At 40.4% G+C, this 18870-nt stretch carries 35 protein-coding genes; all 35 read left to right on the plus strand.

Annotation, left to right across the window (positions count from 1 at the left end; genetic code table 11):
* The 35 genes from SPAR10_RS11020 to SPAR10_RS04340 all read left to right on the plus strand — a co-directional run bounded on the left by SPAR10_RS11020 (position 1) and on the right by SPAR10_RS04340 (position 18617).
* Positions 1-141, plus strand: coding sequence for a hypothetical protein (locus SPAR10_RS11020; RefSeq protein ID WP_000521611.1), 141 nt, complete (start codon positions 1-3; stop codon positions 139-141).
* 38 nt (positions 142-179) lie between these two features.
* Positions 180-680 carry a GNAT family N-acetyltransferase gene (locus SPAR10_RS04180; RefSeq protein WP_004251074.1) on the plus strand — a complete coding sequence of 167 codons (501 nt, stop codon included), beginning with the start codon at positions 180-182 and terminating at the stop codon, positions 678-680.
* Positions 681-685: 5 nt separating this feature from the next.
* The gene (gene nrdG, locus SPAR10_RS04185) at positions 686-1282 is read left to right on the plus strand and encodes an anaerobic ribonucleoside-triphosphate reductase activating protein (protein WP_004251085.1); all 597 of its coding nucleotides are present in this window, start codon (positions 686-688) and stop codon (positions 1280-1282) included.
* On the plus strand, positions 1279-1902 hold the full coding sequence (locus SPAR10_RS04190; protein ID WP_004251086.1) for a uridine kinase family protein: 624 nt from the start codon (positions 1279-1281) through the stop codon (positions 1900-1902). The genes nrdG and SPAR10_RS04190 overlap by 4 nt, the downstream gene beginning before the upstream one ends.
* Before the next feature lie 265 nt (positions 1903-2167).
* Complete coding sequence (rpsJ, locus tag SPAR10_RS04195) at positions 2168-2476, plus strand: 30S ribosomal protein S10 (RefSeq protein ID WP_001284511.1); 309 nt, start codon at positions 2168-2170, stop codon at positions 2474-2476.
* 82 nt (positions 2477-2558) lie between these two features.
* On the plus strand, positions 2559-3185 hold the full coding sequence (gene rplC / locus SPAR10_RS04200; protein ID WP_004251088.1) for a 50S ribosomal protein L3: 627 nt from the start codon (positions 2559-2561) through the stop codon (positions 3183-3185).
* Positions 3186-3209: 24 nt separating this feature from the next.
* A complete protein-coding gene (rplD, locus tag SPAR10_RS04205; protein WP_000024549.1) occupies positions 3210-3833 on the plus strand; it encodes a 50S ribosomal protein L4 in 624 nt (207 codons plus the stop codon).
* A complete protein-coding gene (locus SPAR10_RS04210) occupies positions 3833-4129 on the plus strand; it encodes a 50S ribosomal protein L23 (protein WP_001055347.1) in 297 nt (98 codons plus the stop codon). The genes rplD and SPAR10_RS04210 overlap by 1 nt, the downstream gene beginning before the upstream one ends.
* A 17-nt stretch (positions 4130-4146) precedes the next feature.
* The gene (rplB, locus tag SPAR10_RS04215; RefSeq protein ID WP_000512910.1) at positions 4147-4980 is read left to right on the plus strand and encodes a 50S ribosomal protein L2; all 834 of its coding nucleotides are present in this window, start codon (positions 4147-4149) and stop codon (positions 4978-4980) included.
* Positions 4981-5082: 102 nt separating this feature from the next.
* Complete coding sequence (rpsS, locus tag SPAR10_RS04220) at positions 5083-5364, plus strand: 30S ribosomal protein S19 (protein ID WP_000533766.1); 282 nt, start codon at positions 5083-5085, stop codon at positions 5362-5364.
* An 11-nt stretch (positions 5365-5375) separates the two neighbouring features.
* A complete protein-coding gene (gene rplV, locus SPAR10_RS04225) occupies positions 5376-5720 on the plus strand; it encodes a 50S ribosomal protein L22 (protein WP_000818137.1) in 345 nt (114 codons plus the stop codon).
* 12 nt (positions 5721-5732) lie between these two features.
* Positions 5733-6386: a 30S ribosomal protein S3 gene (gene rpsC / locus SPAR10_RS04230; protein WP_000529936.1), complete on the plus strand. Its 654-nt coding sequence runs from the start codon at positions 5733-5735 to the stop codon at positions 6384-6386.
* Positions 6387-6389: 3 nt separating this feature from the next.
* Complete coding sequence (rplP, locus tag SPAR10_RS04235; protein ID WP_000960948.1) at positions 6390-6803, plus strand: 50S ribosomal protein L16; 414 nt, start codon at positions 6390-6392, stop codon at positions 6801-6803.
* A gap of 9 nt (positions 6804-6812) precedes the next feature.
* Positions 6813-7019: a 50S ribosomal protein L29 gene (gene rpmC / locus SPAR10_RS04240; RefSeq protein ID WP_000772918.1), complete on the plus strand. Its 207-nt coding sequence runs from the start codon at positions 6813-6815 to the stop codon at positions 7017-7019.
* A gap of 24 nt (positions 7020-7043) precedes the next feature.
* The gene (gene rpsQ, locus SPAR10_RS04245; protein WP_000440801.1) at positions 7044-7304 is read left to right on the plus strand and encodes a 30S ribosomal protein S17; all 261 of its coding nucleotides are present in this window, start codon (positions 7044-7046) and stop codon (positions 7302-7304) included.
* A 25-nt stretch (positions 7305-7329) separates the two neighbouring features.
* A complete protein-coding gene (gene rplN / locus SPAR10_RS04250) occupies positions 7330-7698 on the plus strand; it encodes a 50S ribosomal protein L14 (RefSeq protein ID WP_002928796.1) in 369 nt (122 codons plus the stop codon).
* A 72-nt stretch (positions 7699-7770) separates the two neighbouring features.
* Entirely contained in the window at positions 7771-8076 is a 306-nt protein-coding gene (gene rplX / locus SPAR10_RS04255) for a 50S ribosomal protein L24 (RefSeq protein ID WP_000497691.1), read from the plus strand.
* A gap of 23 nt (positions 8077-8099) precedes the next feature.
* Entirely contained in the window at positions 8100-8642 is a 543-nt protein-coding gene (rplE, locus tag SPAR10_RS04260) for a 50S ribosomal protein L5 (protein ID WP_000013542.1), read from the plus strand.
* Positions 8643-8659: 17 nt separating this feature from the next.
* Entirely contained in the window at positions 8660-8845 is a 186-nt protein-coding gene (locus tag SPAR10_RS04265; protein WP_001085699.1) for a type Z 30S ribosomal protein S14, read from the plus strand.
* A gap of 284 nt (positions 8846-9129) precedes the next feature.
* Positions 9130-9528 (plus strand): 30S ribosomal protein S8, encoded by a 399-nt coding sequence (gene rpsH / locus SPAR10_RS04270; protein WP_004251095.1) that lies wholly within the window; start codon positions 9130-9132, stop codon positions 9526-9528.
* A gap of 187 nt (positions 9529-9715) precedes the next feature.
* Entirely contained in the window at positions 9716-10252 is a 537-nt protein-coding gene (rplF, locus tag SPAR10_RS04275; protein ID WP_004251096.1) for a 50S ribosomal protein L6, read from the plus strand.
* Between the two features lie 83 nt (positions 10253-10335).
* Positions 10336-10692, plus strand: a complete 357-nt coding sequence (gene rplR / locus SPAR10_RS04280) for a 50S ribosomal protein L18 (RefSeq protein ID WP_004251098.1) — start codon at positions 10336-10338, stop codon at positions 10690-10692.
* 17 nt (positions 10693-10709) lie between these two features.
* The gene (rpsE, locus tag SPAR10_RS04285; RefSeq protein ID WP_004251100.1) at positions 10710-11204 is read left to right on the plus strand and encodes a 30S ribosomal protein S5; all 495 of its coding nucleotides are present in this window, start codon (positions 10710-10712) and stop codon (positions 11202-11204) included.
* 13 nt (positions 11205-11217) lie between these two features.
* Positions 11218-11400: a 50S ribosomal protein L30 gene (rpmD, locus tag SPAR10_RS04290; RefSeq protein ID WP_000057241.1), complete on the plus strand. Its 183-nt coding sequence runs from the start codon at positions 11218-11220 to the stop codon at positions 11398-11400.
* A 145-nt stretch (positions 11401-11545) separates the two neighbouring features.
* Complete coding sequence (gene rplO / locus SPAR10_RS04295) at positions 11546-11986, plus strand: 50S ribosomal protein L15 (protein WP_004251104.1); 441 nt, start codon at positions 11546-11548, stop codon at positions 11984-11986.
* Between the two features lie 12 nt (positions 11987-11998).
* Entirely contained in the window at positions 11999-13309 is a 1311-nt protein-coding gene (gene secY, locus SPAR10_RS04300) for a preprotein translocase subunit SecY (protein ID WP_004251112.1), read from the plus strand.
* Positions 13310-13464: 155 nt separating this feature from the next.
* A complete protein-coding gene (locus SPAR10_RS04305; RefSeq protein WP_004251114.1) occupies positions 13465-14103 on the plus strand; it encodes an adenylate kinase in 639 nt (212 codons plus the stop codon).
* A 117-nt stretch (positions 14104-14220) separates the two neighbouring features.
* A complete protein-coding gene (infA, locus tag SPAR10_RS04310; protein WP_001029883.1) occupies positions 14221-14439 on the plus strand; it encodes a translation initiation factor IF-1 in 219 nt (72 codons plus the stop codon).
* A gap of 24 nt (positions 14440-14463) precedes the next feature.
* Positions 14464-14580 carry a 50S ribosomal protein L36 gene (rpmJ, locus tag SPAR10_RS10755; protein ID WP_001808836.1) on the plus strand — a complete coding sequence of 39 codons (117 nt, stop codon included), beginning with the start codon at positions 14464-14466 and terminating at the stop codon, positions 14578-14580.
* 17 nt (positions 14581-14597) lie between these two features.
* Positions 14598-14963, plus strand: coding sequence for a 30S ribosomal protein S13 (rpsM, locus tag SPAR10_RS04315; protein WP_004251117.1), 366 nt, complete (start codon positions 14598-14600; stop codon positions 14961-14963).
* A 17-nt stretch (positions 14964-14980) separates the two neighbouring features.
* The gene (gene rpsK, locus SPAR10_RS04320; protein WP_001118385.1) at positions 14981-15364 is read left to right on the plus strand and encodes a 30S ribosomal protein S11; all 384 of its coding nucleotides are present in this window, start codon (positions 14981-14983) and stop codon (positions 15362-15364) included.
* A 43-nt stretch (positions 15365-15407) separates the two neighbouring features.
* Positions 15408-16343: a DNA-directed RNA polymerase subunit alpha gene (locus SPAR10_RS04325; protein ID WP_004251121.1), complete on the plus strand. Its 936-nt coding sequence runs from the start codon at positions 15408-15410 to the stop codon at positions 16341-16343.
* An 11-nt stretch (positions 16344-16354) separates the two neighbouring features.
* On the plus strand, positions 16355-16741 hold the full coding sequence (gene rplQ, locus SPAR10_RS04330) for a 50S ribosomal protein L17 (protein ID WP_004251124.1): 387 nt from the start codon (positions 16355-16357) through the stop codon (positions 16739-16741).
* A gap of 262 nt (positions 16742-17003) precedes the next feature.
* Positions 17004-17270, plus strand: a complete 267-nt coding sequence (locus SPAR10_RS04335; protein ID WP_004251126.1) for an ACT domain-containing protein — start codon at positions 17004-17006, stop codon at positions 17268-17270.
* A 9-nt stretch (positions 17271-17279) separates the two neighbouring features.
* The gene (locus tag SPAR10_RS04340) at positions 17280-18617 is read left to right on the plus strand and encodes a PFL family protein (RefSeq protein WP_004251128.1); all 1338 of its coding nucleotides are present in this window, start codon (positions 17280-17282) and stop codon (positions 18615-18617) included.
* The last annotated feature ends 253 nt before the right edge of the window (positions 18618-18870 follow it).

Here is an 18870-nt window from a genome sequence, read left to right on the forward strand (position 1 = left end):
ATGGGAAAATATCAATTAGATGATAAAGGCAAGGCCTTGGTTCAACGATTCCACGAAAAACATTCAAAGGGTGGAGTCAATAAAAAAGACCGAGTAGCTAGCCTTAGAGAACAATTTTTAAACAAGAACAAGAAAAAGTGAGAGTTGCCTCTCGCTTTTCTTATAGCGGGGAGGGGAATATGGAACTACGCAGACCAAGATTGGCAGATAAAGAAACAGTTTTAGAGATGATGGCAGAGTTTGAACAGACTCAATCAGCCCACGATGGCGGATTTTGGGATGCTGAGAATTTTGTTTATGAAGAGTGGTTAGAAGAAAATCTTCAAGCGGAAGCGGGACTCAATATTCCTGAAAACTGGGTTCCTTCTATTCAATTTGTATCATTTGATGATGTAGGTTGTGCTTTAGGGTTTTTGAATCTGCGATTAAGACTGAATGAGGGCTTGCTGAATTATGCTGGCCACATTGGCTACTCTATTCGTCCATCTGAAAGAGGTAAGGATTATGCGAAAGAATCCCTCCGACAAGGTCTACAAGTTGCTAAGGGAAAAAATATTAAACGAGCTTTAGTGACTTGTAGCACAGAAAATCCAGCAAGCCGAGCTGTTATCTTAGCTAATGGTGGGGAGTTGGAGGATGTTCGAAATGGAACGGAGCGCTATTGGATAGACTTGGAGTAGAAAGCATGACATGGAATACACCAAAACCAGGCGAGTGGAAAAGTGAAGAACTCAGTCAGGGGCGCATCATTGACTATAAGGCTTTTAACTTTGTCGATGGAGAGGGGGTGCGCAATTCTCTCTATGTAGCAGGTTGCATGTTTCACTGTGAGGGCTGTTATAATGTTGCGACCTGGTCCTTTAATGCAGGCATACCTTATACCCCAGAGTTGGAAGAGCAAATCATAGTAGACCTAGCCCAACCCTATGTTCAAGGCTTGACTTTATTAGGAGGAGAACCCTTCCTAAATACAGGAATCCTCTTGCCGCTCGTGAAACGTATCCGGAAAGAATTGCCAGAAAAAGATATCTGGTCTTGGACGGGATACACATGGGAAGAGATGATGTTGGAGACACCTGATAAACTGGAGCTCTTGTCAATGATTGATATCTTGGTTGATGGACGGTATGATAAAAGCAAGCGTAATCTCATGCTTCAATTCCGTGGCTCTTCCAATCAACGAATTATCGATGTACAAAAATCTATGCAAAGTGGAAAAGTAGTTATTTGGGACAAGCTTAATGATGGGAAGCAAAGCTATGAACAGGTGAAGAGAGAATGAAGAAAAAAGACTTAATAGAAAGACTAGTATCAGAAATAGAGTCCGGAAAAGTAAAAACGCTGGGTATTTACGGTCATGGGGCTTCAGGGAAATCAACCTTCGCTCAGGAATTGTATCAAGCCCTAGATTCTACTACAGTAAATTTGCTAGAAACAGATCCCTATATCACCTCAGAACGTCACCTGGTAGTACCAAAGCAAGCACCTGATCAAAAGGTGACAGCCTGTCTGCCAGTGGCGCATGAACTGGCAAGTTTGCAGAGAGATATTCTCGCCCTGCAGGCGGGTATGGATGTCTTGACAATCGAAGAACCTTGGAAAGCTAGTGAAATCTTGTCTGGTTCTAAACCAATTCTGATAGTCGAAGGGATGTCTGTGGGTTTTCTACCCAAGGAACTCTTTGACAAAACTGTCTGTTTCTACACGAATGAAGAGACAGAATTAAAGAGGCGTCTAGCTCGAGATACGACTGTGAGAAATCGCGATGCGTCCTTTATATTGGCTAGTCAGCAAATGAGACGAGAACAGTATCTGCAATACTATAAAGAAACCGAGTCAAAAGCGGATATCTTGATAAATCAATCAAATGATAAATTTCAGATCAAAACGAATATTATATAGAAGAAAAAATAAAAATTCGCTCTTCATTTATGCTTATTTGAGATAAGGAGCGATAAGAAAACAGTTTCATTCGAAAAATTAAAAAAATCCTGTCAAATCCCTTGCAATCGCAGGGGCTTTGTGTTATTCTATTATGGTGCTGTAAATTACAGCCTTAGCTTTGATGCAAGAGGTTGCGACACGCTCGGTTGCATTGCCACGCAACGCGCGTCGGTTTTCTTGTGGAGCTAGCCTATTATCTTAAATAGACGAAAAGGAGAAAAAGATGGCAAACAAAAAAATCCGTATCCGTTTGAAAGCTTACGAACACCGTACGCTTGACACAGCGGCTGCTAAAATCGTAGAATCAGCTACTCGCACAGGTGCAGAAGTTGCAGGTCCAATCCCACTTCCAACTGAACGTAGCCTCTACACAATCATTCGTGCGACTCACAAATATAAAGACTCTCGCGAACAATTCGAAATGCGTACACACAAACGTTTGATCGATATCATCAACCCAACTCAAAAAACAGTTGACGCTTTGATGAAATTGGATCTTCCAAGTGGTGTAAACGTAGAAATCAAACTTTAATCTAAAGTTTGAAACCTTGAGCATAAAAAACGCTCGTTAAAAACTTTTTGAATAAAAAATATAGAAAAGGAACTATTTTCTCATGACAAAAGGAATCTTAGGGAAAAAAGTGGGAATGACTCAAATCTTCACTGAAGCTGGCGAATTGATCCCTGTAACAGTTATCGAAGCAACTCCAAACGTTGTCCTTCAAGTTAAAACTGTTGAAACAGATGGTTACAACGCTATCCAAGTTGGTTTCGATGACAAACGCGAAGTATTGAGCAACAAACCTGCTAAAGGACATGTAGCAAAAGCTAACACGGCTCCTAAGCGCTTCATTCGTGAATTCAAAAACGTTGAAGGCTTGGAAGTTGGTGCTGAAATCACAGTTGAAACTTTCGCAGCTGGAGACATTGTTGATGTAACTGGTACATCTAAAGGTAAAGGTTTCCAAGGTGTTATCAAACGCCACGGACAATCACGTGGACCTATGGCTCACGGTTCTCGTTACCACCGTCGTCCAGGTTCTATGGGACCTGTTGCACCTAACCGCGTATTCAAAGGTAAAAACCTTGCAGGACGTATGGGCGGCGACCGTGTAACAATTCAAAACCTTGAAGTTGTACAAGTTGTTCCAGAAAAGAACGTTATCCTTATCAAAGGTAACGTACCAGGTGCTAAGAAATCTCTTATCACTATCAAGTCAGCAGTTAAAGCTGGTAAATAATAAGGAAAGGGGAATACAGTCAAAATGGCAAATGTAACATTATTCGACCAAACTGGTAAACAAGCGGGCGAAGTTGTTCTTAACGATGCAATCTTTGGTATCGAACCAAACCAATCTGTTGTGTTTGATGTGATCATCAGCCAACGCGCTAGCCTTCGTCAAGGAACTCATGCAGTTAAAAACCGCTCAGCTGTTTCAGGTGGTGGACGCAAACCATGGCGTCAAAAAGGAACTGGACGTGCTCGTCAAGGTTCTATCCGCTCTCCACAATGGCGTGGTGGTGGAATCGTCTTCGGACCAACTCCACGTAGCTATGCGTACAAACTTCCTCAAAAAGTTCGTCGCCTTGCACTTAAATCTGTTTACTCAGAAAAAGTTGCTGAAAACAAATTTGTAGCCGTTGATTCTCTTGAATTTACAGCTCCAAAAACTGCTGAATTTGCAAAAGTTCTTGCAGCTTTGAGCATCGATTCTAAAGTCCTTGTTATTCTTGAAGAAGGAAACGAATTCGCAGCTCTCTCAGCTCGTAACCTTCCAAACGTGAAAGTTGCGACTGCTACCACTGCAAGTGTTCTTGACATCGCAAATAGTGACAAACTTCTTGTTACTCAAGCAGCTATCTCTAAAATCGAGGAGGTTCTTGCATAATGAATTTGTATGATGTTATCAAAAAACCTGTTATCACTGAAAGCTCAATGGCTCAACTTGAAGCAGGGAAATATGTATTTGAAGTTGACACTCGTGCACACAAACTTTTGATCAAGCAAGCTGTTGAAGCTGCTTTCGAAGGTGTTAAAGTTGCAAATGTTAACACAATCAACGTAAAACCTAAAGCTAAACGTGTTGGACGTTACACTGGTTTTACTAACAAAACTAAAAAAGCTATCATCACTCTTACAGCTGATTCAAAAGCAATCGAGTTGTTTGCAGCTGAAGCTGAATAATCTAAGGAGGAAATATCGTGGGAATTCGTGTTTATAAACCAACAACAAACGGTCGCCGTAATATGACTTCTTTGGATTTCGCTGAAATCACAACAAGCACTCCTGAAAAATCATTGCTTGTTGCATTGAAGAGCAAGGCTGGTCGTAACAACAACGGTCGTATCACAGTTCGTCACCAAGGTGGTGGACACAAACGTTTCTACCGTTTGGTTGACTTTAAACGTAACAAAGACAACGTTGAAGCAGTTGTTAAAACTATCGAGTACGATCCAAACCGTTCTGCAAACATCGCTCTTGTACACTACACTGACGGTGTGAAAGCATACATCATCGCTCCAAAAGGTCTTGAAGTAGGTCAACGTATCGTTTCAGGTCCAGAAGCAGATATCAAAGTCGGAAACGCTCTTCCGCTTGCTAACATCCCAGTTGGTACTTTGATCCACAACATCGAATTGAAACCAGGTCGTGGTGGAGAATTGGTACGTGCTGCTGGAGCTTCTGCTCAAGTATTGGGTCAAGAAGGTAAATACGTTCTTGTTCGTCTTCAATCAGGTGAAGTTCGTATGATTCTTGGAACTTGTCGTGCTACAGTTGGTGTTGTCGGAAACGAACAACATGGACTTGTAAACCTTGGTAAAGCAGGACGTAGCCGTTGGAAAGGTATCCGCCCAACAGTTCGTGGTTCTGTAATGAACCCTAACGATCACCCACACGGTGGTGGTGAAGGTAAAGCACCAGTTGGTCGTAAAGCACCATCAACTCCATGGGGCAAACCTGCTCTTGGTCTTAAAACTCGTAACAAGAAAGCGAAATCTGACAAACTTATCGTTCGTCGTCGCAACGAGAAATAATTTAAAACTAGTTGCTTAAGCGCTAGATAATCCGCCAGCTCGGTAGCGCTCGTTGAGAGCGCAAGCCGCTGTGGTACTATATTTAAAGGAGAAAATATAAAAATGGGACGCAGTCTTAAAAAAGGACCTTTCGTCGATGAGCATTTGATGAAAAAAGTTGAAGCTCAAGCTAACGACGAAAAGAAAAAAGTTATCAAAACTTGGTCACGTCGTTCAACGATCTTCCCAAGTTTCATTGGTTACACTATCGCAGTTTATGATGGACGTAAACACGTACCTGTTTACATCCAAGAAGACATGGTAGGTCACAAGCTTGGTGAATTTGCACCAACTCGTACTTACAAAGGTCACGCCGCAGACGACAAGAAGACACGTAGAAAATAAGGAGAACATAAATGGCAGAAATTACTTCAGCTAAAGCAATGGCTCGCACAGTACGTGTTTCACCTCGTAAATCACGTCTTGTTCTTGACAACATCCGTGGTAAAAGCGTAGCCGATGCAATCGCAATTTTGACATTCACTCCAAACAAAGCTGCTGAAATCATCTTGAAAGTTTTGAACTCAGCTGTAGCTAACGCTGAAAACAACTTTGGTTTGGATAAAGCTAACTTGGTAGTATCTGAAGCATTCGCAAACGAAGGACCAACTATGAAACGTTTCCGTCCACGTGCGAAAGGTTCAGCTTCACCAATCAACAAACGTACAGCTCACATCACTGTAGCTGTTGCAGAAAAATAAGGAGGTAAAATCGTGGGTCAAAAAGTACATCCAATTGGTATGCGTGTCGGCATCATCCGTGATTGGGATGCCAAATGGTATGCTGAAAAAGAATACGCGGATTACCTTCATGAAGATCTTGCAATCCGTAAATTCGTTCAAAAAGAACTTGCTGACGCAGCAGTTTCAACTATTGAAATCGAACGCGCAGTAAACAAAGTTAACGTTTCACTTCACACTGCTAAACCAGGTATGGTTATCGGTAAAGGTGGTGCTAACGTTGATGCACTCCGTGCTAAACTTAACAAATTGACTGGTAAACAAGTACACATCAACATCATCGAAATCAAACAACCTGATTTGGATGCTCACCTTGTTGGTGAAGGAATAGCTCGTCAATTGGAGCAACGTGTTGCTTTCCGTCGTGCACAAAAACAAGCAATCCAACGTGCTATGCGTGCTGGAGCTAAAGGAATTAAAACTCAAGTATCAGGTCGTTTGAACGGTGCAGATATCGCCCGTGCTGAAGGATACTCTGAAGGAACTGTTCCACTTCACACACTTCGTGCAGACATCGATTACGCTTGGGAAGAAGCAGACACTACATACGGTAAACTTGGTGTTAAAGTATGGATCTACCGTGGTGAAGTTCTTCCAGCTCGTAAAAACACTAAAGGAGGTAAATAACCAATGTTAGTACCTAAACGTGTTAAACACCGTCGTGAATTCCGTGGTAAAATGCGCGGTGAAGCTAAAGGTGGGAAAGAAGTAGCATTCGGTGAATACGGTCTTCAAGCTACAACTAGCCACTGGATCACTAACCGCCAAATCGAGGCTGCTCGTATCGCCATGACTCGTTACATGAAACGTGGTGGTAAAGTTTGGATTAAAATCTTCCCACACAAATCATACACAGCTAAAGCTATCGGGGTTCGTATGGGATCTGGTAAAGGGGCACCTGAAGGTTGGGTAGCACCAGTTAAACGTGGTAAAGTAATGTTTGAAGTTGCTGGTGTATCTGAAGAGATCGCTCGCGAAGCGCTTCGTCTTGCAAGCCACAAATTGCCAGTTAAATGTAAATTCGTAAAACGTGAAGCAGAATAAGGAGAAGGCATGAAACTTAATGAAGTAAAAGAATTTGTTAAAGAACTTCGTGGTCTTTCTCAAGAAGAACTCGCGAAGCGCGAAAACGAATTGAAAAAAGAATTGTTCGAACTTCGTTTCCAAGCTGCTACTGGTCAATTAGAACAAACAGCTCGCTTGAAAGAAGTTAAAAAACAAATCGCTCGTATTAAAACAGTTCAATCTGAAGCGAAATAATAGACTAGGGAAGGAGAAATTTCAATGGAACGCAATAATCGTAAAGTTCTTGTTGGACGTGTTGTATCTGACAAAATGGACAAGACAATCACAGTTGTAGTTGAAACAAAACGTAACCACCCAGTCTATGGTAAACGTATTAACTACTCTAAAAAATACAAAGCACATGATGAAAACAATGTTGCCAAAGAAGGCGATATCGTACGTATCATGGAAACTCGTCCGCTTTCAGCTACAAAACGTTTCCGTCTTGTAGAAGTTGTTGAAGAAGCGGTCATCATCTAATCAAACCTGAAAGGAGAAAACTGAAATGATTCAAACAGAAACTCGTTTGAAAGTCGCAGACAACAGCGGTGCTCGCGAAATCTTGACTATCAAAGTTCTTGGTGGTTCAGGACGTAAATTTGCAAACATCGGTGATGTTATTGTGGCATCTGTAAAACAAGCTACTCCTGGTGGTGCGGTTAAAAAAGGTGACGTTGTTAAAGCAGTTATCGTTCGTACTAAATCAGGTGCTCGTCGTGCTGATGGTTCATACATCAAATTTGACGAAAACGCAGCAGTTATCATCCGTGACGACAAAACTCCTCGCGGAACACGTATCTTTGGCCCAGTTGCACGTGAATTGCGTGAAGGTGGCTTCATGAAGATCGTGTCACTTGCTCCAGAAGTACTTTAATCAATAAAAACAAACACAGTCCCCTGGCCTAGCCAGGGTGCCCATTGGGCGTAAGAATAAAAGGAGAAAAAAATGTTTGTAAAAAAAGGCGACAAAGTTCGCGTAATCGCTGGTAAAGATAAGGGAACAGAAGCTGTTGTCCTTACTGCCCTTCCAAAAGTAAACAAAGTTATCGTTGAAGGTGTTAACATTGTTAAGAAACACCAACGTCCAACTAACGAACTTCCTCAAGGTGGTATCATCGAGAAGGAAGCAGCTATCCACGTATCAAACGTTCAAGTTTTGGACAAAAATGGTGTAGCTGGTCGTGTTGGTTACAAATTTGTAGACGGTAAAAAAGTTCGCTACAACAAAAAATCAGGCGAAGTGCTTGATTAATCACGAAGGAAAGGAGAAGTATAATGGCAAATCGTTTAAAAGAAAAATATCTTAATGAAGTAGTTCCTGCTTTGACAGAACAATTTAACTACTCATCAGTGATGGCTGTTCCTAAAGTGGATAAGATCGTTTTGAACATGGGTGTTGGTGAAGCAGTATCAAACGCTAAAAGCCTTGAAAAAGCTGCCGAAGAATTGGCCCTTATCTCAGGTCAAAAACCACTTATCACTAAAGCTAAAAAATCTATCGCCGGCTTCCGTCTTCGTGAAGGTGTTGCGATCGGTGCAAAAGTTACCCTTCGTGGTGAACGTATGTACGAATTCTTGGATAAATTGGTTTCAGTATCACTTCCACGTGTACGTGACTTCCACGGTGTTCCAACAAAATCATTTGACGGACGCGGAAACTACACACTTGGTGTGAAAGAGCAATTGATTTTCCCAGAAATCAACTTTGATGACGTTGACAAAACTCGTGGTCTTGACATCGTTATCGTTACTACTGCTAACACTGACGAAGAGTCACGTGCATTGCTTACAGGCCTTGGAATGCCTTTTGCAAAATAATATAGGAGGTATAACTAATGGCTAAAAAATCTATGATTGCTAAGAACAAACGCCCAGCGAAGTTCTCTACTCAAGCATACACTCGCTGTGAACGTTGTGGACGTCCACACTCAGTTTACCGCAAGTTTAAACTTTGCCGTGTTTGCTTCCGTGAATTGGCATATAAAGGTCAAATCCCTGGTGTAACAAAAGCATCTTGGTAATTTAAGATATCAAGGGCGTCAAAACTCTAAGTGAAAATAGGAAATTTGACGAAGAAACTTTAGTTTCTAGGAAAGTTTATCTTTTTCGCGCAGAGTTTAGCCCGGGTTCAGTTGGGCCCGCCAATTTGAACACGAGCTACAGCTTTGGCAAAAAAGACCAATTTTCTTTGGAGCATCGCTCCTGCATCAAATTGCCTATTTTTGCTCTAGCTGTTACGCTCTCTGTATCATGTATTAACTAGCAAGTGCAACTTGCAAACTACTAGTAAGAGGAGAAAAATAAAATGGTTATGACTGACCCAATCGCAGACTTCCTAACTCGTATTCGTAACGCTAACCAAGCAAAACACGAAGTACTTGAAGTACCTGCATCAAACATTAAAAAAGGGATTGCTGAAATCCTTAAACGCGAAGGTTTTGTTAAGAACGTAGAAATCATCGAAGATGACAAACAAGGCATCATCCGTGTATTCCTTAAATACGGAGCAAACGGTGAACGAGTTATCACTAACTTGAAACGCGTTTCTAAACCAGGACTTCGTGTCTACAAAAAACGTGAAGATCTTCCAAAAGTACTTAACGGTCTTGGAATTGCTATCCTTTCAACTTCAGAAGGTTTGCTTACTGATAAAGAAGCTCGCCAAAAGAATGTTGGTGGTGAGGTTATCGCTTACGTTTGGTAATATTTAGCTCCCAATTTCTTTGTGACTCTTCGTTATCGTCTCTAGCCTAACCAAAAGTTATGCCTGCGAGACGATGCCTAGATTCACTTTGAAATTGAAATCTAAATATTCCTTTAAATAGAGAAATCGATTTAACCCCGTGAAAACTGGCCTTTATGGCCTGACAATTTAACAGGAGAATAAAAACATGTCACGTATTGGTAATAAAGTTATCGTGTTGCCTGCTGGTGTTGAACTCACTAACAATGACAACGTTGTAACTGTAAAAGGACCTAAAGGAGAACTTACTCGTGAGTTCTCAAAAGATATTGAAATCCGTGTGGAAGGTACTGAAGTAACTCTTCACCGTCCAAACGATTCAAAAGAAATGAAAACTATCCACGGAACTACTCGTGCACTTTTGAACAACATGGTTATTGGTGTTTCAGAAGGATTCAAGAAAGAACTTGAAATGCGTGGGGTTGGGTACCGTGCTCAACTTCAAGGAAACAAACTTGTTTTGGCTGTTGGTAAATCACATCCAGATGAAGTTGAAGCTCCAGCAGGAATTACTTTTGAACTTCCAAACCCAACGACTATCGTTATCAGCGGAATTTCAAAAGAAAAAGTTGGTCAAACAGCTGCTTACGTACGTAGCCTTCGTTCACCAGAACCATACAAAGGTAAAGGTATCCGTTACGTTGGCGAATATGTTCGTCTTAAAGAAGGTAAAACTGGTAAATAATGTTGAGTGGTTGATTCTCAACCACCAACCTCATTACCAACTTTGTGCATAGCACACGATTTAAAATTAAAGAGGTGAAAACTGTGATTTCTAAACCAGATAAAAACAAACTCCGCCAAAAACGCCACCGTCGCGTTCGCGGAAAACTCTCTGGAACTGCTGATCGCCCACGTTTGAACGTATTCCGTTCTAATACAGGCATCTACGCTCAAGTGATTGATGACGTAGCGGGTGTAACGCTCGCAAGTGCTTCAACTCTTGACAAAGAAGTTTCAAAAGGAACTAAAACTGAACAAGCCGTTGCTGTCGGTAAACTCGTTGCAGAACGTGCAAGTGCTAAAGGTATTTCAGAAGTGGTGTTCGACCGCGGTGGATATCTATATCACGGACGTGTGAAAGCTTTGGCTGATGCAGCTCGTGAAAACGGATTGAAATTCTAATAGGAGGACACTAGAAAATGGCATTTAAAGACAATGCAGTAGAACTTGAAGAACGCGTAGTTGCTGTTAACCGTGTTACAAAAGTTGTTAAAGGTGGACGTCGTCTTCGTTTCGCAGCTCTTGTAGTTGTTGGTGACCGCAATGGTCGTGTAGGATTTGGTACTGGTAAAGCTCAAGAAGTTCCAGAAGCGATCCGCAAAGCAGTAGAAGATGCTAAGAAAAACTTGATCGAAGTTCCTATGGTTGGAACAACAATCCCACATGAAGTTCTTTCAGAATTCGGTGGAGCTAAAGTATTGTTGAAACCAGCTGTAGAAGGTTCTGGAGTTGCCGCAGGTGGTGCAGTTCGTGCCGTTGTGGAATTGGCAGGTGTGGCAGATATTACATCTAAATCACTTGGCTCTAACACTCCAATCAACATTGTTCGTGCAACTGTTGAAGGATTGAAACAATTGAAACGCGCTGAAGAAGTTGCTGCCCTTCGTGGTATTTCAGTTTCTGATTTGGCATAAGAAAGGGGATAAAATGGCTCAAATTAAAATTACTTTGACTAAGTCTCCAATCGGACGCATTCCATCACAACGTAAAACTGTTGTAGCACTTGGACTTGGCAAATTGAACAGCTCTGTTATTAAAGAAGATAACGCTGCTATCCGTGGTATGATCACTGCAGTATCTCACTTGGTAACAGTTGAAGAAGTAAACTAATAAAATTTTAGGGGATGTGCATAAGACCATCCCCTAAAACTAGATATAGTCATCTTAGATGACTCAGTATAGGCGAGTTGATAGGAGAGACAACCTTTTCTCTCTTATCGGCGCTAGCATTTTACAAAAGAGGAGAAAATATATAATGAAACTTCATGAATTGAAACCTGCAGAAGGTTCTCGTAAAACTCGTAACCGTGTTGGTCGTGGTACTTCATCAGGTAACGGTAAAACATCTGGTCGTGGTCAAAAAGGTCAAAAAGCTCGTAGCGGTGGTGGAGTACGCCTTGGTTTTGAAGGTGGACAAACTCCATTGTTCCGTCGTCTTCCAAAACGTGGATTTACTAACATCAACGCTAAAGAGTATGCGATTGTTAACCTTGACCAATTGAACGCCTTTGATGACGGTGCTGAAGTAACTCCAGTGGTACTTGTAGAATCAGGAATTGTTAAATCTGAAAAATCAGGTATCAAGATTCTTGGTAACGGTGAGTTGACTAAGAAGTTGACTGTTAAAGCTGCTAAATTCTCTAAATCAGCTGAAGAAGCTATCACTGCTAAAGGTGGTTCAGTTGAAGTCATCTAAGTGAGGTGACCTATGTTTTTTAAATTATTGAGAGAAGCACTCAAAGTTAAGCAAGTTCGATCAAAGATTTTATTTACAATTTTTATCGTATTTGTTTTTCGTATCGGTACTAGTATTACTGTACCGTGGGTAAATGCAAATAGCTTGAACGCTTTGAGTGGACTATCCTTCTTGAATATGTTGAGCTTGGTGTCAGGGAATGCCATGAAAAACTTTTCAGTTTTTGCTCTTGGAGTTAGTCCTTACATTACAGCCTCAATCGTCGTCCAACTCTTGCAAATGGATTTATTACCAAAGTTTGTGGAGTGGGGTAAACAAGGGGAAGTTGGTCGTAGAAAGTTAAACCAAGCGACTCGATACATTGCACTAGTGCTTGCATTTGTTCAATCAGTCGGTATTACTGCTGGTTTTAACGCTCTGTCTGGAGCTAAACTTTTGACTGTACCACTTACACCACAAGTTTTCCTTGTGATTGGAGGAATCTTAACAGCAGGTAGCATGATTGTAACCTGGCTGGGAGAGCAAATCACAGATAAGGGATATGGTAATGGTGTTTCAATGATTATCTTTGCAGGGATTGTTGCTTCAATTCCTGATATGGTTAAGGGCATCTACGTGGACTACTTTGTCAATGTACCAAGTAGTCGATTGACATCGTCTCTCATTTTCGTTGCCATCTTAATCATTGCTGTTTTGTTAATTGTATACTTTACAACTTACGTTGAACAAGCTAAATACAAGATTCCAATTCAGTATACAAAGGTAGCTCAAGGTGCGCCGTCAAGTTCCTATCTTCCATTGAAGATTAACCCTGCTGGGGTTATCCCAGTTATCTTTGCTAGCTCTATTACAGCAGCACCGGCAGCAATTTTACAATTTGTAAGTGCGTCTGGCCTTAATTGGGAATGGGTAAAAACAGCTCAAGAGTTGGTATCTACTTCAACCCCAACAGGTGTGGCTTTGTATGCTCTGTTGATTATTCTCTTTACATTCTTCTATACATTTGTACAGATCAATCCAGAGAAAGCAGCAGAAAATTTACAAAAGAGTGGAGCTTATATCCATGGTGTCCGTCCTGGTAAAGGGACAGAAGAATATATGTCAAAACTTCTTCGTCGTCTCGCAACAGTCGGATCAATCTTCCTAGGTGTGATTTCTATCCTACCTATTGTAGCTAAAGATTTATTTGGCCTTTCAGAAGTTGTCGCTTTTGGGGGAACAAGTTTGCTAATCATTATCTCTACAGGTATCGAAGGAATTAAACAATTGGAAGGTTATCTATTGAAACGTAAGTATGTTGGTTTCTTAGATACAACAGAATAATTGTAATAGAAAATAAAATTCACTATTGCTCAGAGAGTGGAGTGTAAAAATCAAAGACATTGTCAGATTTTTATCTCCTCTCTTCTATTTTGTTTTTAAATAGGAGTTGAAATGAATTTTTGCTTCTATTTAAATACAAAAAAGGAGTTTGAATCATGAATCTTTTGATTATGGGTTTACCTGGTGCAGGTAAAGGGACACAAGCAGCGAAAATTGTTGAACAGTTTCACGTTGCCCACATCTCAACAGGTGACATGTTCCGTGCAGCAATGGCTAACCAAACTGAAATGGGTGTACTAGCTAAGTCATATATTGACAAAGGCGAATTGGTTCCAGATGAAGTAACAAATGGAATTGTTAAAGAACGTCTTTCTCAAGATGATATTAAAGAAACTGGTTTCTTGTTGGATGGCTACCCACGTACAATTGAGCAAGCACATGCCTTAGATAAAACATTGGCTGAACTTGGAATTAAACTTGAAGGTGTTATCAACATCGAAGTAGATCCATCTTGCCTACTTGAACGTTTGAGTGGTCGTATCATTCATCGTGAAACTGGCGAAACTTTCCATAAAGTATTCAACCCACCAGTTGATTACAAAGAGGAAGATTACTACCAACGTGAAGATGATAAACCTGAGACAGTAAAACGTCGTTTGGATGTCAATATTGCTCAAGGTGAACCAATCATCGCTCACTATCGTGCTAAAGGTCTAGTACATGATATCGAAGGGAACCAAGATATCAATGATGTCTTTAAAGATATCGAAAAGGTATTGACAAATTTGAAATAAAAGCGTTTTTCAGGCTTGCAAAATGTCTTGACAAATGTTATACTGAGTTAGTCTGACTTATAATTGTTGTCTCTGTGTCTAGAGGCATCAAATCGAAATTTAGGGAGGTACTTTTGCGTGGCAAAAGACGATGTGATTGAAGTTGAAGGCAAAGTAGTCGATACGATGCCGAATGCAATGTTTACGGTTGAACTTGAAAATGGACATCAGATTTTAGCAACAGTTTCTGGTAAAATTCGTAAAAACTATATTCGTATTTTAGCGGGAGATCGTGTTACTGTTGAAATGAGTCCATATGACTTGACACGTGGACGTATCACTTACCGCTTTAAATAATCGAAAAACTTGGAGGGATAAGAAATGAAAGTAAGACCATCGGTCAAACCAATTTGCGAATACTGTAAAGTAATTCGTCGTAATGGTCGTGTTATGGTAATTTGCCCAGCAAATCCAAAACACAAACAACGTCAAGGATAAGATAGAAAGGAGAAAACATGGCTCGTATTGCTGGAGTTGATATTCCAAATGACAAACGCGTAGTTATCTCATTGACTTATGTCTATGGTATCGGACTTGCAACATCTCAAAAGATTTTGGCAGCTGCTGGAGTTTCAGAAGATATTCGTGTTCGTGACCTTACATCAGATCAAGAAGATGCTATCCGTCGTGAAGTGGATGCAATTAAAGTTGAAGGTGACCTTCGTCGTGAAGTGAACTTGAACATCAAACGTTTGATGGAAATCGGTTCATACCGTGGTATCCGTCACCGTCGTGGACTTCCTGTCCGTGGACAAAATACTAAAAACAACGCTCGCACTCGTAAAGGTAAAGCTGTTGCGATTGCTGGTAAGAAAAAATAATATAGGAGGTAAAAGTCTTGGCTAAACCAACACGTAAACGTCGTGTGAAAAAGAATATCGAATCTGGTATTGCTCATATTCACGCTACATTTAATAACACTATTGTTATGATTACTGATGTGCATGGTAATGCAATCGCTTGGTCATCAGCTGGTGCTCTTGGTTTCAAAGGTTCTCGTAAATCTACACCATTTGCTGCTCAAATGGCTTCAGAAGCTGCTGCTAAATCTGCACAAGAACACGGTCTTAAATCAGTTGAAGTTACTGTAAAAGGTCCAGGTTCTGGTCGTGAGTCAGCTATTCGTGCTCTTGCTGCCGCTGGTCTTGAAGTAACAGCAATTCGTGATGTGACTCCAGTGCCACACAATGGTGCTCGTCCTCCAAAACGTCGCCGTGTATAATCATTACCTTTACACTGCTTTTCGTTTAAGAGGGAGTAACTAAATGATCGAGTTTGAAAAACCAAATATAACAAAAATTGATGAAAATAAAGATTATGGCAAGTTTGTAATCGAACCACTAGAACGTGGATACGGTACAACACTTGGTAACTCTCTTCGTCGTGTACTTCTTGCTTCTCTTCCAGGAGCAGCTGTTACATCTATCGATATCGATGGAGTATTACATGAATTTGATACAATTCCTGGTGTTCGCGAAGACGTGATGCAAATCATTCTGAACATTAAAGGTATTGCAGTTAAATCATATGTAAAAGACGAAAAGACTATTGAACTTGATGTTGAAGGTCCTGCTGAGGTGACAGCCGGAGATATTTTAACTGATAGTGATATTGAAATCGTAAATCCAGATCATTATCTTTTTACAATCGGAGAAGGTGCTTCATTTAAAGCAACTATGACTGTAAACACTGGTCGTGGTTATGTACCTGCAGATGAAAATAAAAAAGATAATGCCCCAGTTGGAACACTTGCTGTAGATTCTATTTATACACCAGTTACAAAAGTTAACTATCAAGTTGAACCTGCTCGTGTAGGAAGCAATGATGGTTTCGACAAATTAACCCTTGAAATCTTGACAAATGGAACGATTATTCCAGAAGATGCTTTAGGGCTTTCAGCACGTATTTTGACAGAACATCTTGATTTGTTTACAAATCTTACAGAGATTGCTAAATCTGCAGAAGTGATGAAAGAAGCTGATACTGAATCGGACGACCGTATTTTGGAACGTACGATTGAGGAACTTGACTTGTCTGTACGCTCATATAACTGTTTGAAACGTGCTGGTATCAATACTGTGCATGATTTGACAGAAAAATCTGAAGCAGAGATGATGAAAGTAAGAAATCTTGGACGCAAGAGTTTGGAAGAAGTGAAACTCAAACTCATTGATTTGGGTCTTGGATTAAAAGATAAATAAAGGAGGAATACATGGCTTACCGTAAACTAGGACGCACTAGCTCACAACGTAAAGCAATGCTTCGCGATTTGACAACTGACCTTTTGATCAACGAATCAATCGTGACAACTGAAGCTCGTGCTAAAGAAATCCGTAAAACTGTTGAAAAAATGATTACTCTAGGTAAACGTGGTGATTTACATGCACGTCGTCAAGCTGCTGCTTTCGTACGTAATGAAATCGCATCTGAAAACTATGATGAAGCAACTGATAAGTACACTTCTACTACAGCACTTCAAAAATTGTTCTCAGAAATCGCACCTCGTTACGCAGACCGTAACGGTGGATACACTCGTATCCTTAAAACTGAACCACGTCGTGGTGATGCAGCGCCAATGGCGATCATCGAATTAGTATAAAATCATCAATTTTGTTGAGTGTTATGATGATGGAGCCCTGTGCTCTTAGTCTAGCTCTGGTCTACCGCTAGGACTTTTGTCCTAGCGGGAACACTCATCATAAGATGGTAAGGTAGACGCTTGTTTACGAAATTGTTTTTCTTTTAAGAACAATTTCGTAAGCAGGCGTTTTTTAGTTTTTTGAAATAAATGTGCTATACTGAGAAAAAAGAAAAATATAGATATGGTTATTTTTCTATGATTTCAAAGATGGAGGACAAATATGAAAGCTATTATAACTGTAGTTGGAAAAGATAAGGGTGGTATTGTTGCAGGTGTTGCGACTAAGATTGCTGAATTAGGATTAAATATTGATGATATTTCACAAACTGTCTTGGATGAGTTCTTTACCATGATGGCTGTAGTATCCAGTAATGAAAAACAAGATTTTACTCAACTAAGAAATGAGTTTGAAGCCTTTGGCCAGACCTTGAATGTTAAAATTAATATTCAAAGTGCAGCAATTTTCGATGCTATGTATAATATCTAGGAGGCGTTTATGGATATTAGACAAGTTACCGAAACAATTGCAATGATTGAAGAGCAGAATTTTGATATTCGTACCATTACCATGGGAATTTCTCTTCTTGATTGTATAGATCCGGATATTGATAGAGCTGCAGATAAAATATATGAAAAAGTTACGACTAAGGCGGCAAATTTAGTCGCTGTTGGTGATGAAATTGCTGCTGAGTTAGGTATACCTATTGTCAATAAACGTGTATCAGTAACACCGATTTCTCTAATTGGTGCTGCTACAGATACAAGGGACTATGTACCATTAGCCAAAGCTTTAGATAGAGCAGCAAAAGAAATTGGCGTAGATTTTATTGGTGGCTTTTCTGCTTTAGTTCAAAAAGGCTACCAAAAAGGAGATGAAATACTCATCAACTCAATTCCACGTGCTTTGGCCGAGACAGACAAAGTGTGCTCGTCTGTCAATATTGGCTCAACCAAGTCAGGAATTAACATGACTGCTGTAGCTGATATGGGTCGAATTATCAAGGAGACAGCTGAGCTTTCAGATATGGGTGCTGCAAAACTTGTCGTTTTTGCCAATGCAGTTGAGGACAATCCTTTTATGGCCGGAGCCTTTCATGGTGTTGGTGAAGCGGATGTTATTATCAATGTAGGTGTTTCAGGGCCTGGTGTTGTCAAACGTGCTTTAGAAAAAGTTCGCGGGCAAAGCTTTGATGTAGTTGCTGAAACTGTTAAAAAGACAGCCTTCAAGATTACTCGGATTGGTCAATTAGTTGGCCAGATGGCTAGTGAAAGACTAGGTGTTGATTTTGGGATTGTTGATTTGAGTTTAGCACCTACTCCTGCAGTGGGGGATTCAGTAGCTCGGGTCCTGGAAGAAATGGGACTGGAAACAGTTGGGACTCATGGGACGACTGCCGCTTTAGCTCTTTTAAATGACCAAGTAAAAAAAGGCGGAGTAATGGCTTGCAACCAAGTCGGTGGTTTGTCAGGTGCTTTCATCCCAGTTTCAGAGGATGAGGGTATGATAGCAGCAGTGCAAAATGGTTCCCTAAATCTTGAGAAATTAGAAGCCATGACTGCTATCTGTTCAGTTGGATTGGATATGATTGCCATTCCAGAAGATACCCCGGCAGAAACGATTGCGGCTATGATTGCGGATGAGGCAGCAATTGGTGTTATCAATATGAAAACCACAGCTGTTCGTATCATTCCAAAGGGTAAAGAAGGCGATATGATTGAGTTTGGTGGTTTGCTTGGTACAGCCCCAGTTATGAAAGTCAATGGAGCTTCTTCGGCTGATTTCATTGCTCGTGGAGGACAGATTCCAGCTCCAATTCATAGTTTTAAAAATTAATAAAAAAATAAAATGATTTAAGTTCAATTTAAGGATAGGTGTGTATACTCTAATCATTAAATAAAGACCTCCTAACTTTATTTAATAGAAATCCTAAACTTTTTCATAATAATCTCCTACAAAAGTCGCTCGTAAGAGTGGCTTTTGTTTTGTATTCTTTAAAAAACTAGTAAAATTTCATTGATTCTGGTCAAATTTTTTAAGAATGGCTACTTTTTCGAAGTGAAACCAGCCTAAAACCTTGCCATGATTG

The sequence above is a fragment of the Streptococcus infantis SPAR10 genome, assembly GCF_000279535.1.
Taxonomy (GTDB): Bacteria; Bacillota; Bacilli; order Lactobacillales; family Streptococcaceae; genus Streptococcus; species Streptococcus infantis_I.